This is a genomic window from Pseudomonas sp. SB113 (assembly GCF_040754745.1).
Taxonomy (GTDB): domain Bacteria; phylum Pseudomonadota; class Gammaproteobacteria; order Pseudomonadales; family Pseudomonadaceae; genus Aquipseudomonas; species Aquipseudomonas grimontii.
Genome location: NZ_JBFMHW010000027.1, coordinates 35,102 through 50,486 on the forward strand (window position 1 = coordinate 35,102; position 15,385 = coordinate 50,486).

General features: G+C 59.7%; 13 protein-coding genes. 3 read left to right on the forward strand and 10 right to left on the reverse strand.

Annotated features, from left to right (window positions below; genetic code table 11):
* Positions 1-11: 11 nt before the first annotated feature.
* Complete coding sequence (locus AB1462_RS26510; protein ID WP_027606452.1) at positions 12-272, reverse strand: hypothetical protein; 261 nt, start codon at positions 270-272, stop codon at positions 12-14.
* A gap of 343 nt (positions 273-615) precedes the next feature.
* Between AB1462_RS26510 and AB1462_RS26515 the strand changes: the two genes are divergently transcribed.
* The gene (locus AB1462_RS26515) at positions 616-1,941 is read left to right on the forward strand and encodes a sigma-54 dependent transcriptional regulator (RefSeq protein WP_090405250.1); all 1,326 of its coding nucleotides are present in this window, start codon (positions 616-618) and stop codon (positions 1,939-1,941) included.
* Positions 1,942-2,017: 76 nt separating this feature from the next.
* Here AB1462_RS26515 and AB1462_RS26520 read toward each other — a convergent pair whose 3' ends face one another.
* The 7 genes from AB1462_RS26520 to AB1462_RS26550 form a co-directional block, all read right to left on the reverse strand.
* Positions 2,018-3,325, reverse strand: a complete 1,308-nt coding sequence (locus AB1462_RS26520; RefSeq protein WP_090405247.1) for a hypothetical protein — start codon at positions 3,323-3,325, stop codon at positions 2,018-2,020.
* A 49-nt stretch (positions 3,326-3,374) separates the two neighbouring features.
* The gene (locus AB1462_RS26525; protein ID WP_090405245.1) at positions 3,375-4,118 is read right to left on the reverse strand and encodes a hypothetical protein; all 744 of its coding nucleotides are present in this window, start codon (positions 4,116-4,118) and stop codon (positions 3,375-3,377) included.
* Positions 4,119-4,157: 39 nt separating this feature from the next.
* Entirely contained in the window at positions 4,158-4,838 is a 681-nt protein-coding gene (locus AB1462_RS26530) for a C39 family peptidase (protein ID WP_090405242.1), read from the reverse strand.
* A gap of 61 nt (positions 4,839-4,899) precedes the next feature.
* Complete coding sequence (locus AB1462_RS26535; RefSeq protein WP_259193821.1) at positions 4,900-5,649, reverse strand: hypothetical protein; 750 nt, start codon at positions 5,647-5,649, stop codon at positions 4,900-4,902.
* Positions 5,650-5,716: 67 nt separating this feature from the next.
* The gene (locus tag AB1462_RS26540) at positions 5,717-6,268 is read right to left on the reverse strand and encodes an adhesin (RefSeq protein WP_367248359.1); all 552 of its coding nucleotides are present in this window, start codon (positions 6,266-6,268) and stop codon (positions 5,717-5,719) included.
* Complete coding sequence (locus AB1462_RS26545; RefSeq protein ID WP_090405234.1) at positions 6,268-6,717, reverse strand: hypothetical protein; 450 nt, start codon at positions 6,715-6,717, stop codon at positions 6,268-6,270. The genes AB1462_RS26540 and AB1462_RS26545 overlap by 1 nt, the downstream gene beginning before the upstream one ends.
* A gap of 327 nt (positions 6,718-7,044) precedes the next feature.
* Positions 7,045-8,040 (reverse strand): FecR domain-containing protein, encoded by a 996-nt coding sequence (locus AB1462_RS26550; RefSeq protein WP_367248361.1) that lies wholly within the window; start codon positions 8,038-8,040, stop codon positions 7,045-7,047.
* Positions 8,041-8,181: 141 nt separating this feature from the next.
* Between AB1462_RS26550 and AB1462_RS26555 the strand changes: the two genes are divergently transcribed.
* Positions 8,182-8,451 (forward strand): PepSY domain-containing protein, encoded by a 270-nt coding sequence (locus tag AB1462_RS26555; protein ID WP_122681378.1) that lies wholly within the window; start codon positions 8,182-8,184, stop codon positions 8,449-8,451.
* Between the two features lie 20 nt (positions 8,452-8,471).
* Here AB1462_RS26555 and AB1462_RS26560 read toward each other — a convergent pair whose 3' ends face one another.
* The gene (locus AB1462_RS26560) at positions 8,472-13,634 is read right to left on the reverse strand and encodes a DUF6543 domain-containing protein (RefSeq protein WP_367248362.1); all 5,163 of its coding nucleotides are present in this window, start codon (positions 13,632-13,634) and stop codon (positions 8,472-8,474) included.
* Positions 13,635-13,814: 180 nt separating this feature from the next.
* Between AB1462_RS26560 and AB1462_RS26565 the strand changes: the two genes are divergently transcribed.
* Complete coding sequence (locus AB1462_RS26565; RefSeq protein ID WP_090405224.1) at positions 13,815-14,849, forward strand: Ldh family oxidoreductase; 1,035 nt, start codon at positions 13,815-13,817, stop codon at positions 14,847-14,849.
* Between the two features lie 156 nt (positions 14,850-15,005).
* On the opposite strand, the gene AB1462_RS26570 is transcribed toward AB1462_RS26565, so the two are convergent.
* Positions 15,006-15,326, reverse strand: a complete 321-nt coding sequence (locus tag AB1462_RS26570) for a YqjD family protein (protein WP_016979401.1) — start codon at positions 15,324-15,326, stop codon at positions 15,006-15,008.
* Positions 15,327-15,385: the final 59 nt, after the last annotated feature.

Below are 15,385 nucleotides of genomic sequence, written 5' to 3' on the forward strand. Positions count from 1 at the left end.
AGTGTCGCGACTTACTTAGGCATGGCCCAGGACTGCAACTGGTAGCCATCTTTGTCGAGTTCGGCGCGGGCCTGCAACAGCAAGTCTTCCAATTGCGCCGGGTCGCTATAGGTGTTCGACGACAGTTGTTTGCTGCCGATACGGTTGTTGGTGCGGTCGATGACGCTCAGGCTCAGGGCGCCATTGCCATCGTGCCAGGCTACGCACTGAAAGGGCTGGAAAGCACGGTCTGCGATCAAAAGAGCTTCGTTGATGCGGAGCGGGGCGTTCATGTGGGTCTCTCTCTAAATGCCCATTCAAGTGAGTACCGGCGGTTGGGCTGACCGTGCGGCGGGTTACTTGTACTGATGCGCGATGACGGGGTACGGGTCACATGTTAGAGCAACAAATTTCAACTTTTCCTGATTGACGTCATGTAAGCGACTGTTTTGAAAGCTGAATGAGCGTGTTGGCGCTGCGCAACTTTTTCGCTCCATACATTGCTTGGTGGCTTTTTGCCCGCACTTATAGCGAAATGGTACAAGGCCCGCGTCAAGATCTTGCTAGTGTTAGCCCTGGTCGTCACAACACATTGTTTCTAAATAACTTTAACAATTTTGACGCCAAGGAATAGTCATGGTTGTTACACCCGTGCAGCGCCGCTTACTCGTGGTAGACCCCTGTGACGACTGCCATGGCTTATTGCCCGGTTTGCGCACGGCGGGCTGGGAGGTAGACAGCTGTGCCTTGGAGGCGGTAGGTGACCGATCCTGTGACGTCGGTTTGCTGCGGCTACAGCCCTACCATCTGGAGCGTCCGGAAGCGGTCAAGGAGCTGATTGGCCGCAGCGGCACCGAATGGATTGCCGTGCTCAGCCAGGATGTACTGCGTTTGCAAAATGTCGGTGATTTTGTCTGCGAGTGGTTTTTCGACTTTCATACCTTGCCTTTCGACGTGTCTCGGGTCCAGGTCACTCTGGGCCGCGCGTTCGGTATGGCGCGCCTGCGCGGCAAGGGGCACACCCCGGTCGATGAGCCCGAGCATGAGTTGCTCGGCGACAGCCGACCGATTCGAGAATTGCGCAAATTGTTGTCCAAGCTGGCGCCCACCGAGTCCCCGGTGTTGATCCGTGGCGACAGCGGCACGGGTAAGGAGCTGGTGGCCAAGACCCTGCACCGCCAATCCCAGCGCCATGCCAAGCCGTTTGTCGCGATCAACTGCGGAGCGATTCCCGAACACCTGATCCAATCCGAACTGTTCGGCCATGAGAAGGGCGCGTTTACTGGTGCCCACCAGCGCAAGATCGGGCGCATCGAAGCGGCCCATGGCGGCACCCTGTTCCTTGATGAAATCGGCGATTTACCCATGGAACTGCAAGCCAACCTGCTGCGGTTTCTCCAGGAAAAGCAGGTCGAGCGGGTCGGCGGCAGCCAGCCGATTCCGGTGGACGTGCGGGTGTTGGCGGCCACTCACGTCGACCTTGAAGCTGCCGTCGCCAAGGGCGCTTTTCGTGAAGACTTGTATTACCGGCTCAATGTGCTGCAGGTGGTCACTGCGCCCTTGCGCGAGCGCCATGGCGATGTGGCGATGCTGGCCAATCACTTTTCACGCTTCTACAGCCAGGAAACCGGCCGCCGCCCCCGCAGCTTCAGCGACGACGCCTTGGTGGCCATGGGGCAACACCCCTGGCCGGGCAATGTGCGTGAACTGGCCAACCGCGTGCGCCGCGGCCTGGTGCTTGCCGAGGGGCGCCAGATCGAAGCCGCCGACCTGGGCTTGGTGGGCGAGCAGGCAATTTCGCCACCCATGGCTACACTGGAAGACTACAAGCACCGTGCTGAGCGACAGGCACTGTGCGATGTGCTCAACCGGCACAGCGACAACCTGAGTGTCGCGGCGCGTGTGCTGGGGATTTCCCGGCCGACGTTCTACCGGTTGCTGCACAAACACCAGATCCGCTAGGGCGGGTAAACCGAAAAGCCCCGCAACGACCCTTATCGTTGCGGGGCTTTTCCTTGTGGATGTGGCGTTAAGTCAATCAGAAGTAATACGGGAATTTCAGGCTGAACGTAAAGTCCGGCGCATCATCCGTCATGCCGATTGCCAGGTTCGGCACGATCGTCAGGTTATCCGACGCGGCAATGGTCATGCCCACGTTGAAATAACCGGCGTTGGCATCGCTGGAGACCACCGATTGCCAGTCGCCACCGTTGGGCTTGAGCCTGCTCTTGCGCTGTACCAGGTCGGACACCGAGAACGACATACTCATCTTCTCGTTGAGAGCGAAGGCCACGCCGACGCCGAACTGGAAGCTGTCGCCCAGGCTGACCTTGCCGCCGACCTTCTGGTTGACGTCACTGCTGATGTCGTCAAACGATTCTTCGAAGTTATGGGTGTAGGACAGCGAGCCAAACAACACGGCTGGGTCGAAGGTCTTGACCAGGGAAATGCCCGGTGTGACCGACCACACGCCATTGCCCGTTGGCAGGCTTTCCGGCACGTACAGGTTGTCGTTGCCGGGTGTATTGATCAGCTTGATACCAAACGGCTCTTTACCCGTAGGCGCCTTGACCCGCACCGACACCACCGCATCCGGCAGGGTAGGGGTTTCGTCGAGGAACTTGTAGGCCACGCCGAAGTTGACGTCGCCAATGGTCGGGTCGCGGGTGACCGACTGTTCCGACGTCGCGGTGCCGTTGTTGCCGGCACCGGCAGACTGGTAAGTCGACTCGCGGTACACCACCGGCACGTTCACGTCGAACTGCCAACGGTTATCGAGGTTGTAGCGCCCGGTCAGGTCCAGGGTCCAGTTATCGGACTTGATCCGGTCCAGGTTGATATTGCCGAGGAAAATCGAGTCCAGCGCCAGGAACCCGTTGAGGGTCAACTGACGGGCGTCGTAGCGGGCATAGGTCACGCCGGTTTCGAAGCTGAACTTGCCGTTGCCGAAAAAGCCGCTGGCTTCGTTATAGAGGTTACTAACGCTTTGCGCCGGGGCAGAGTCGTCCTTGAGGGACTGGCCGTAGGAACTGCCGCCACCCCCTCCTGCGCCACCGGATGCTGCCGCCGCACCCGTGCCTGCGACGGTGGTGCCGTTGGCTTTTTGAAAGTCTGCCGGGGACTTGGCCAGACGTTTGGGGGCCGGGGTGGCCGGTTGATCTTCGACCTGACGCACGCGCTGCTCCAACACGGCCAGCGCTTTTTGCTGCACTTCGTACCGCTGCTTGAGTTCCAGGAGTTCCTGTTTGAGGGTTTCGATGTCGCTATCTGGCGCTGCATACAGAACGGATGCGGGCAAGAGCGTACTTAAACAAATCACAGCACGGAGCGATAACGATCGATGCATGAAATAAGCCGTCCTTTTCTAATGCGTAAGTGTCGACGGTCAGCGTAGTTCAATAACCAAGAGTGCGTAGGGCCTTGAGTTGATCCAGATTGCAGTTCAACGCACCGTTATTCAAACCGTTATTGTTCATCACGACGTTGAGCTGGGTCATGTTATTGACGAAGTTAGTGTTGCCGGTCAGAACCGTGCCTTGCAGCACATTCCCCCCACCGATCTGCTGCAGGCTGTTGCCTTGGTTGTGGTTGGCCTGGATCGCCATCTGCAAGCCGCCGTTGTTGGCCGACACGCTCACGCGGCCTGCTGCGCTGTCACCGGTCACCGTACCGCCGGCGACCAGCGCTTGCCCCGATTGCACGATGTTGGAGGGCGCAAAGCCGTTCTCGACGGTGATGCCCACATTGTTGTAGGCCGTGTTGCCGTCGCCGGCGGTGCGCACGCTTTGTGTCACCCCCTGGCCGCTGCCCAGGCCGGCGCCGCCGGTTACCGTACCGGTGCCGGTGTTCGGGTTCGTGCCGTTGCCGGTCGAGCCAGTGGTTTGTACGTAGAACTGCGGGGTAATGGTCGACGAGTCGATCTGCATGCTGGCCTTGCCGGTGATGCTGTCACCCACGGCGTTGGTCCAGGTGCTGCTCATGACAATGCCGAAGCTGATAATTCGCCCCGGCATCACGTAACGGCCGCGCAGGTCGGCCATTTCCGAATCCTTGAGTTCGATGGGTTTGAACCCCGACGAAGCATAAGCGGGCATTGAGGCTGCGAGACACATGACCGTCAGCCAACGGGAAGTGTTCATCTTCTGCTCCTGGAGCGTCCTGCCCCCTTATTGCGCTTCTTAGAAGAAGTCGCTCTGGATAAAACCGAAATCCATCAGCTCGGCATCGCCTACGGGCCTGAACTCATTCAGCTTGTTCTTGGCGGTCAGCGGCGTGGGCGGGTCGAGCAAGGCATTGGCCTTGTCGTAACCTTCACCCAGTACGGCGAAGACGATGCCATTCCAGCCCTTGAGGAAGTCGTCACGCGAATAGCGCTTGTGGCCCAGTACCGGGTCGCCGATATAGACCCAGTCCTTGTCGGCGCGCTGCATCACCACGAAGTGCTTGTAGCCACGAATTTCCAGCAGCACCACCACAGGGATCTTCACGGTCACCAGGGTTTCTGGTCCGATCTTGTAGCCCCGGGCACGCATGCCGATGCTTTCGAGGTAGCGCTTCATGTCCAGCATGGAAAACCCCTGGGTACGTACCAGGTCCTGGTCTGCATTGACCAGCATGCCTTTGATGACGTGAGCTTCGTCTACGTCCAGCCAATAACCCTGGCGCAGAATGGTGGCGAGTGCCGCAGCACCGCAGCTGAAATCGGTTTTCTGTTCCACCAGGTTGGCGAACCGGCGTTCACGAATACTCTCGACCTTCTTGTAGATCACTGCACCGCCAGGCATGGCGGAGATCGCCATGGTGCCTGCCCATGTGGGGCCGGTGAGCAGCATCAGGAGGGTGAGGGTCGCGAGGCGCATGATCGTGTGACCTGCTGGACACTGGAATAAAAAAGGGCCTTGTTGCCAAGGCCCCGTTGGATCAGAAGCGCACGCCGCTGGCGCAGACGGTGCAACCTTGACCGATCGACAGGCTGTTGCTGCCTTGGTTGCCCGAGCCGGATTGCAGGTTCACACCCACGTTGCCGGAGTTGCGGTTAACCGAGTTGTCGAGGCTGGAGTTGTTGGACACGTATTGGGCTTTGCTGCCATGGCCATAGCCGTAGCTGGTAGCGGCAGTGTTCAGGTAGCTGTTGGCGAGCGAGTTTTGCTCGGTGTTGGCGGCCGCAGCGATGTTTTTGCCATCAGCGGTGGTGATTGCCAGGTTGTTTTTACCTTGGTTGCCTTGACCGGCCTGGCCGTTGTAGCCCAGGTTACCGGAGTTACCGTTAAGGGCGTTATCCGCAGAAGCGTTGTTCTGGGTGCCTTTGTTGACGAAGTTGTTCATCGCGCTGTTTTGATTGACATCGACGACCGCGAAGACGGTTGCAAAGTCACCTTTGGCACTGGAGATGGCGCCGGAGTTGTCTGCCTGGTTACCGCTGCCCGACTGAACGTTAACACCGGTGTTACCGCTGTTGCCGTTTACCGAGTTATCGGCAGAGGCATTGTTTTCGGTTTTGGTGTCGTCGAACTTGTTGCCGACGCTGTTTTGTACATCGGTCACGACCGAGGCAACCACGCCGGTGGGTTGAGGCGCAGGGTGCCAGCCACCACCATTTGCTTGAGCAGCAGCAGCCATGAGTGCAGCCAGAGCGAAAACCAGTGGTTTCAGAGCCATTTGAGGTTTCATGGTGTTTCTCCTTGCTTCTAATTAGTTGGTTAAGTGTTGGTACGGTCTAACGAGTGCTACCAAGCGTTTACTTGATAGTGATGCCCAGGGTGTTAGCCACTCGGTTCCCCACCCCGGCACTCTGGTTCACCTGAATCACTCCTCGGCTGCCTGTGAAGGCCTGGTCGCTTGTAACGACAAGGCGGCTGCCAGTGGTGGGGGTGAGCCCTGAGTCGGTTGCCAGCGTCGTCGTGTTCTGTTGCAACAGGACGCTGTCATCGATGCTTTGCGGGCCAGGGTTGATGCTGATCCGCACGGCATTGATTGTTTGGTTATTGGCCCCGGCCGACTGGTTGATGCCCAGTACACCGTTGCCATTGGTAAAAGAGCTGCCCTGGATCGCCGCCTTGGCGTTCAAGGACGGGTCGACACTGCCATCGAGGCGCTGGATGTTGACGTTGGTGGCCTGGCCACCGAGCGCGATGGCGCGGCTGTTGGACATTTGTTGCTGGTTGCCGGCCGCCTGGTTGATCGACACGACACCTTGGTATTGTTTGCCGCTGTTGTTGATCACCGCAGTATCGTCGGCGAATGCCGGGGCGCTGGCCAACAGGGCGAGGATGAGCAGGGAACGATTCATTACTTGCCCCCCATCATGCTGCCGATGTTGTTCAACGGCGCCATGCCACGCTGGATCGAGTCGCTGATCTGCCCGCCCATGCTGCTGCCCGCACCGTGGCCGGCGGCAGAGCCGGCCCCCAGGGTGGACATGCTGTTTTGTGTGGCGTGCAGGCCGGTCAAGGTGCCGTTAGTCTGAATCGCGCTGACGATGCTTGAGCCGCTGCTGATGCCGCCGATATCCATATCGCTGAGCTCGCCAGTGGCACCGATGATGTCTCGGCTGGGATTGGCGTTGGCGGTGGTGGGGTAGGGGTCTTTACCGAAGGCGGCGCGGCCGTACATGTGAGCCTGTACGTCACGGCCTGTCACGATCACGCCGTCACCTGCAAAGCTTGGAACACTGATGCCGACGCTGAGTACACAGCTGATCAGCAGTACGTTCATTGAACCTTGAGTGAGTGTGACCACGGCGGCATTCCTTATTCGTCGCGCTGACCCTAAACAGCGCTGTAAGGGATAGAGCAGAAGCCGTGCCGCTTTTTATTTACTGTTGTTATTCAATGGGTTGGAGTTATTCGTGGGCAAAGTGATGTCAGTGCTGTTTCATCCCTGAGACACCTACCGTCCAGGCACGCACCCACGGCCGTACCACAAACGATTCACCCAGCTGTATCAGCGCTGTAACACTGCGTATGACAAAACGATGAATCCGCACAACACGGGCGATCCAGGGGCGTCGAGTGTTTCAAAAATGGACACTTCAGGCGCAACGATGCCCGGGCTTGCGGCTCAGGCTTAGCCTTTGGGGGATTTACGCGGGATGGAATTGAGTACGGGGTTGCCATCCTGGTTCTGGGTCAGATAGACCGGCAAAACCTTAGGCAGGGACGGGATGAGGTTATTGACCTCGGTGATGTTGTAGATGCCGCCGATACGAATCGTCCCGGTATTGGCGTCCGCCAGCATCACCGGTTTTTTCAGGTAGCGGTTGATCAACGGCAACGCATCGGTCAGGGCCAGGTTGTCGAGCACCAGTTTGCCTTGGCGCCAGGCCAGGGCGGTGTCATTGGCGGTGATGGTGCCTACGCGCGGCGTGGCATCCCCCTGTTGATAGCTGGCCTGCATGCCGGGTGTCAGGGGCACGCTGCCGTGTACCTGGTCACTGGCAATCTGCACCGAGCCCTCGAGTAACATCACTCGCACCTGGTCTTCATACTTCCAGACGTTGAACTGGGTGCCCGTGACGCGCACCTGTCCTAAGCCTGCGTGCACGATAAATGGATGCGCGCTGTCATGGCTGACCTTGAAGAACGCCTCGCCCTTTTTCAGCGTGACGCGACGCTGATCCTTGTAGTTGCTGTAGACCAGCTCGGTGCCCAGGTTGAGCTCCACCTCGCTGCCGTCGTCCAGGGTGACCTTGCGCAAGCCATTGGCGGCCTGGAAACGCTCATAGGAACTCGGCAACCAGCCGGCTTCCCAGCCGGTAAAGGCGGCCAGGGGCAATCCGGCCAGGCAGATCGCTGCCGCTACCGCGTAGGTGCGTAGCCGGCGGCGAGGCGTGAAGGGCACCACCACTGCCGGGGTTGCGTGGCGGGGCAGGTGGTCGGCGACGTCCCAGACTTCCAGCATGGCCGCGTATTCAAAGGCGTGCAGTGGATGGGAATCGTGCCATTGCTCAAAAGCCTGACGTTCAGCCGCGGTGCAGTCACCTGCGTGCATGCGCATGCACCAATGCGCAGCGGCGTCGGTGATGGCGTCGTATTCGGCTTCTGAAAGGGACTTTTCGCTCATTAACTCATCCTGATTTCACACATTCTAACCTCCCGAGGCGGACCGCGAGAACAGCCATCATGGCGATTGCACATCAATTGGAACTTATTCTTGTTTGGCGCGACCTAAAAATTCAGGACATTCCCACCATGGAGAACGAAAATGCTGAAGAAAACCTTAGTCGCCCTGTGTGCAACCACCGCTTTGCTCAGTGCGGGCACCGCCCTGGCCGATAAGCCCGGCGCGGGCTGGATCACCATCGAAAAGGCCATTGAAGTGGCCAAGACCAAGGCCGGATACGTCGAGGTGTACGCGGCGGAAGCTGACGACAACGGCTATTGGGAAGTCAAAGGCCGCAAGTCCGACGGCACCGTGTATGAAGCGCGCATCGACGGCGCTTCCGGCAATATCCTGCGTGACCAGAAAGACTGATAGACCCGCCGGGAGCCTGCTCAGGCTCCCGCATCCAGTTCCCTGCCGAGTTGACTGATCAGATAAGTGACGGAATCGGCGTTGGCCAGAATCGTATCGATACGTTTGTCGGCATTGCTCATGAACATTGACCGTGCGTCCTCAAGACTCCGGCAGCCAGTGGTGCTCAGGACTTTGTCCTTGAGCAGCGACGTTGTGCCGCTGCTGCCGAAGTCTTCCCAGTGCTGGGTGAACTCGTCCCAGGTCTTGAACAATAAGGTCGCGGGGGTCAGGGTCGAGAGCGCGGTATCACGCAAGTCGGCAAGGTCGGTCTGCATCACTTGGGCACCACTGATGTTCACGTTGATCAGGTCGTGGAACGGCCGCATGGAGTCCAGGTAAGCCAGGTCTTCGGTCAAGGATTTGAGGTGCGTTATTTCGTGGATCAATACGGTTGCCCGTGCATGGGCCGAGATATTGAACGGCGTATTCAAGCGGTTTTGGTAGATATCCATGGGCGGGTCGAAAAAGCGGTCGAGCAAATAGATCTTCTGCCCTGCGTCTTCGGGCACCACGAAGGCAAAGGTATCCCTTGGGCTATAGCGATGGGTGCCACTGACAAAACGTTGAGAGTCGGGACCGATCAGGGTGTGGTTCGTCAGTTCATCGAGTACCTCATCGATGCGCCGCTCGATTCGCTGCACCTGATCGGGCGTCAGCGTGACGATGCCGAATAATTCACTGAAAAACCGCCCAAGCCGGCTGTTGGGCTCCCGTCGTGTCGTAAAGTGGAGAAGGTTGCGTTTACAGGTGACCGCATAGTACGTCGCCACGTTGAGCGCTTCGTCGATACACTGGGCTTTCCAGCTGGATAATGCGGCAATTTCCCGTATGCCCACGGCTTCGATATTGATGGCCTGCCGTTCGGCTGCCCACGTGTAAGCCCTGCCTGCGTAACGACTCAGGGTTTTGCCGAAGCGCGGGTGATGCCGATCGAGGTCCAGCGTCCACTCGCCCTGGGCATTGCGTTGCACATAAGGGCCCGCCAGCTCGCCCTGGCTCAGGCGCCAGTGCTCACCGGCTTTTTTCACCGGGTATACCTTGCCCGCCAGCGGCACAAAATGACGCGTGTCGGACGCATCCTTATACAGGTTGGTTCGCGTGCTTTGCTCCAGTTCGTCCAGGGCAACGTCATGCTCTTCAAACACTTGCAACTGGGTACGTCCAGGGGCGGTCAGGTCCAGGTCAGCGAGTGTGGGCGCGCGGGGCGCAGGCGCCTGGAACCATTGCTCCAGCGTAGTGTGTTCCTCGGTCGAGGAGGCTTGGGGCAACAGTTTGTCCAGCTCTTTGCGTAAGGACGCCAACTCGGCCACGCCACCGGCGAAGGTTTTGAGCGCGTGTTGCCAGCGGTGTTGCTGCAGGTCTTCAGCGGAAGCCTTGAAGAGTTTATAGCTGCGCCACACCACCAGCGGGTAGGCCAGTTTGCCAGCCATGAACTGCAGGCCTTTGGGGATTCCCTCGGTGAACAGGCTGGTGATTGCGCTCCATTGCGCCTTGCCCAGCGGGGAGAACTGAGTGGCCAGCATCCGCAGCAGCACCTCGATATTATCTTGAAACAGCTGGTTCAGCAGGTTGCCGGTGATCGGCGAGGTGCCGAGCCGGATTTCCGCGTGTTCCTTGCTCCAGCGCTGGCCCAACAAATTGCGGTAAGTGGCTTGATGGGGATCGTGCATCTGGCCGATTACCCAGTCCTGCAGCGCGCCGGGGGTGGTGAATTCATTGAGCAACGCGGTTTCATTTGCGTACTCCTTCAATAGATGTTTTGGGCTGTAGGGCGCATACAGCACCAGAGGTCCAGCAGCGCCGGCTTTCGGGCCGATCAGGTAACAACCCAAGGCGTTGGCCAGCGAAGCACCCGAGGTGGCGATCAGTTCAAGGGGGCGGATGATCGCAGTTACGCCCGCCACGGCGGAGCGGGCCACAGCATCGGGCATATCAAAGACTTGCCGGAGGAAGCTCCAGGCCGATGCGGACAGCCGCTCCTGGAGTGTCTGTTCATGGGCGTGTTGCAACAATTGCCAGGGCAACTGCCGACAGAACAATTGGAAACGCTTGCGGGCTTCTTCGGTCTGGCCTTTGAGGAGGGGGGTCAGCTGTTGCTGGTAAAGGCTTTTGAGGTCCAGTTGTCGAACCAGTTGGACGATGGCATTGCCGTCCAGTGTCGCCGGCAAAGGCGTGGCTGTTCGCGATTGTGGCCGGATATCCTCGGCGCGTAGCTCAGGCAAGTGCCGCAGGGCGAAGTCCGTCAGGGTCTGAGTGTGGCCCTCAAGCTCGATACGGCCGGGAATCAGCACATTGTCCGGGTTGACGACCTGCCCGGAAAAACGCGCATTGAGCAGGCTGGATAGGGTGCGCTTGGCCCGTTCGCGCATCGGCGTGATGTTGTGCAGGTAGTCGCGCTCATCCGCGCCGCTGATGCGGTACTGCTCAATCAGTTCAGCATGCAGGATTTGCGCATCGGGTCGCGCCATGCCCAGCCATACCGGCAGGGCCTGTTGGTGGATCATGGTACGGGCCAGGGCGATCCCCCTGGGCAGGTTGGTCGGCGGTGCGCGACGGATAAAGCTGTCCATGCAGTCCTGAAAACGCTTGGCGTTCAGCTTCATCGAGAGCAGATGGTCAATCTCGTCGCGCGTGAAATCGCTGTAGGTCTGTTGGCGATTATGCAACAGGTGGTCGTCGATACGTCGCAGCGGTCCGAGCTGCCAAGCCTGATGGGGGACGCGCCTGGACACCGGCAGATTCTCCATCAGGGGTAACCGCGCCAGGGGATCCAGCAAGCGTTGTTCCAGGGCTTCGCGCAACAGCTTGATCGACGCAAACGCCTCATAACCGCAACGGGGTGTCCACAGCACTGCCGTCCCTGAATGGTCCGGATCTATGCCGCCTCGCTCGGTCAGCACAAAGCAATTGGCCAGGGCCTGGGGGTCGGTATCAGCGCCGATCTTGACGGTCAAGCCAAACGCATCCGGTATGAACCCGTTGAGGCCTCGGCGGGTCAGGCGGGTCATGTTGTCGGCGTGCAGAACGCTTTCCAGCAGGGCGAGAGCGGGGCGCGGCAAGCTTTTTTGCAGCTGCCTCAGGTACGCTTCACCGCTCAGCCCCTGCAACATTCCATGGCTGAGGTGTGCCCGGTTATTGTCCAGAAACAGGTGTGGTAGCCCAGGCAGGTCCTGTTCTGCAAAGGTAGTCAGGACCTGTTCGATCACTGCATTGAAGCCAGTGGTTGTCAGGTTTTGCAGCTTGTTGGCGACGCCCGCGCTGCGCCTGCCGTAGAGCCCGCTCAAGGGCGAGTCGGTCAGCGCAAAGGCTTGCTTGGCCAGGCGCGCAATAAAGTGCTCCACCATGCTTGAAGACGCCTGGGGCACGCGCTCTTCGCGGTCACTGGCATGCGTGGCATAGGTATTGAGGCAGACATCGTCGGCGTTGAGGTCCAGCCGTCGTTTGGCCAGTTCCGCGTCCAGCGCATGGGCCGCCAGGTCGCGCAAGGTCGGTAGTTTGTTGCGCTCCAGCGACATGGCCGCTTCGACGGTTTGCAGTCGTTGCAGATGCACCTTGGCCTTTTCCGCATGCACGGTGGAGGGGCGCCCATTGCCAGTGGTGATGGGATGGAGGCTCCAGCGCCCGCCCGCGTCCAGTTCCACCAAGCGACTGTCGAGCATAGTGCGCACGTCCAAGGCGCTGTCGAGCAGCGCGGCCAGGTCGATCTCGCCTGCACTACGCCGATAAAGCCCCAGTGCATACTCCAGGTTGTTGAACTGCTTGGTGAGAATGTCCTCGACCATTTCAACAAATACATCGCCCGCAACGGGATTACCGCTCACCTCAATGTGATCCATGCCAATAAACACACTGCGCTCGTCCAGCGACAGGAAGTTGAGCAGCTCATCTTCATGCCCGGCGGCTTTGAGCATGGTCAGCAGGACGTCCTTGAGGTCATTCAGATCCTGAAGCACCTGCAAACCGCGCGATTGGGTGTACAGGTAAGCCTGGGAATTGCTGATCATCAGGGCGCCGCCCAGTTCGACGTAGTGTTGAAAAGGCGCGTGAACCCGCACTTTTTCTATATTCAACTGGCCGGCGAAGGCGGTGCGCGAGATGGGGTCCGCAAGGAACAGGGCTCGCAGCTTTTGACTTTCATCGGTGGACAGGATCATGTCCTGGTGCTTGAACAACAGGTCGGCGCGGTACTTGTCACTCATGACCCGGGCGCAAAATTGCCGACGTGACTGGCCACCGTTGAAGTCTTCATTCCAGTAGGTCAGCAGCAGGCTGGTCAACAGCTTTGAAAGAATCCCGCTGGTTTGTTCGACCACGCTGTCCCAGCGTTGCTGGTCCTCGGCCAGTTGTTCCTGGGTGAAGGCGTGGGTGTCGTGGGCTATGTTGAAAAACGAATGTGTCTGGTCGAGCGGCCAGGCATGGGAGACATAAAACCGCAGCAGCGCGTCGCGCAGCGGTAACGAGTCGATCCAGCGGCTGTCCTCGCCATCGGACGCGCGGCTGAAGAAGTTCACGCGAGTGTCGGCCTGGTTAAGGCCAGGGAAATAAGAACGGGCCATGATCCCGAGCAACGTATCGAGCATCCCGTTCAGGCTGGGGAGTTTGCGCAACTCGTCGAGCAGGGCCAGTGCATTTTTTTGCTGGTTGGCCAGGAGGGTGTTCTTCTGGTCTTCCATCACGGCGCCCTGGATGGCGGCAGCCGTGACCGTCAGGTGCACCTTCACCGGCAGCGCGTCACGCGCGCCAATCGACAGGAATTGCAGCAGGTCGGTGCGCTGGCTCGGTTGTTTCAATCGCTCTTGCACTTCGCTGAGCAGCACGGCGCGGTTCTCGAATACTTCCAGGCCGCCATAAGGGGTGTACAACACGGCTTTGTCGTCGTCGGGTGTCGGGCTCATCATGAAGGCGCCCGCTATCGGGATCGCGGTTTGGCCCGGCGCGCTGATCAATAGTCTTTCCACCTTCATCGGGTAGGTCACCGCCGCCAGGTCCGTGCGTGCCGTCTCAGTGGCGTAGTACAGGGTGTGCAGCCAATCAAGATCCTTCACCGTGAAGCCCAGGGCACGCTCCCGTGGCGTCGGTTGCTTGCGTCGGGTTGGCAGCAGGAACTCATCGAAAAAATAGGGAGGGGTGACGGTGGCCATGGGGCGCTCTCCATTCAGGTCATGGTAATGAGCCCCCAAGGTAGATGCCGCCGCCGCGCTCGTTGCGGTAGATAACTGAAGACGGCGTCATGCGCCCGTTGACAGCAGGCACATGCGGCGTTGTTTAATCCACGGTCTGGATTCTTGTTGTCTCTTCCAATTATAAAATCGGAGCTACAGATGTCTGCCCAGTCCCCGATAGTTGAAAACGCTACAGCGCTCATCGGTTTCAACGACCTGGTGGGGTTGCTGTACGCGGTGTTCGTGAAGCACGGCACGTCGCCGCAAGTGGCTGCGATCCTGGCGCGCAATTGCGCGAGTGCCGAGCGCGACGGCGCCCATAGCCATGGCATTTTCCGTATCCCCGGTTACCTCAGCACGCTGGCCAGCGGTTGGGTCGATGGCAAGGCCACTCCGGTGGTCACGGATGTCGCATCCGGTTTCGTGCGGGTGGACGCCGGCAATGGTTTCGCCCAGCCGGCCCTCGAGGCCGCGCGCGCGCTGCTGGTGGCCAAGGCGCGCAGTGCCGGCATTGCGCTGTTGGCGATCCACAACTCCCATCACTTCGCCGCGCTGTGGCCCGATGTCGAACCCTTTGCCGAGGACGGGTTGGTAGCGCTGAGCGTGGTCAATAGCATGACCTGCGTCGTGCCCCATGGCGCCGACCGTCCTTTGTTCGGTACCAACCCCATTGCTTTCGCGGCGCCGCGTGCCGATGGCGCCCCTATTGTCTTCGACCTGGCCACCAGCGCCATTGCCCACGGCGACGTGCAGATTGCTGCGCGCAAAGGCGAGCGCTTGCCGCCGGGCATGGGGGTGGACAGCCTCGGCCAGCCCACCACCGACCCCAAGGCTGTGCTGGAGGGTGGTGCGCTGTTGCCGTTCGGCGGGCACAAGGGCTCGGCCTTGTCGATGATGGTCGAGCTGCTGGCGGCGGCCTTGACCGGCGGTAACTTTTCCTTCGAATTCAACTGGGCCGACCACCCTGGCGCGCGCACGCCCTGGACCGGCCAATTGCTGATCGTGATCGACCCGAGCAAAACCGCCGGGCAAAGCTTCGCAGAGCGCAGCCAGGAGCTGGTGCGGCAGATGCATGCGGCGGGGTTGCGGCGCTTGCCGGGGGATCGACGTCATCGCACACGGGCGAAGTCGATGGAGGAGGGGGTCGTGGTGGATCTGGAGGCCTTGAACCAGCTACGCGACTGGGCGACGTAGAGACCGTCCTATCCAACACCGCGCAAATCCGTAGCAGCTGCCGAGCGCAAGCGAGGCTGCGTCGGGCGCGCCTTGAGCCTGAATCGGCAGCGCGCCTGACGCAGCCTCGCTTGCGCTCGCCAGCTGCTACGTATGCGTAGAACTATGCGGAACGCGTTAGTTGCGACGACCCAACAGCAGGCCAACCACCAGGCCGAAGCCGGCGGAGATGGCGACGGTCTGCCATGGATGACCACCGATGTAGGTTTCGGTGGCATCGACGACCGGCTTGCTGCGCTCGCGTACGTTGGATACCGAGTCCAGCGCTTGCTTGAGTTTGATCGCGACCTGCTCGCGCAGGGTTTCGCCTTCTTCGCCCACCAGGGAGGCGCTGCTCTTGAGCAGTTTGTCCGACTCTTCGATCAGCGCGGTGAGTTCGCTGAAAGCTTGGTCCTTGATTTGGTCTTCGACGGCTTGGGCGGCGGTTTTGCGGGCCATTGTGTGACTCCTTGCAGGTGAATGTGACAGTGAACAATGGAGTGCCGGGCGGCGGCAAA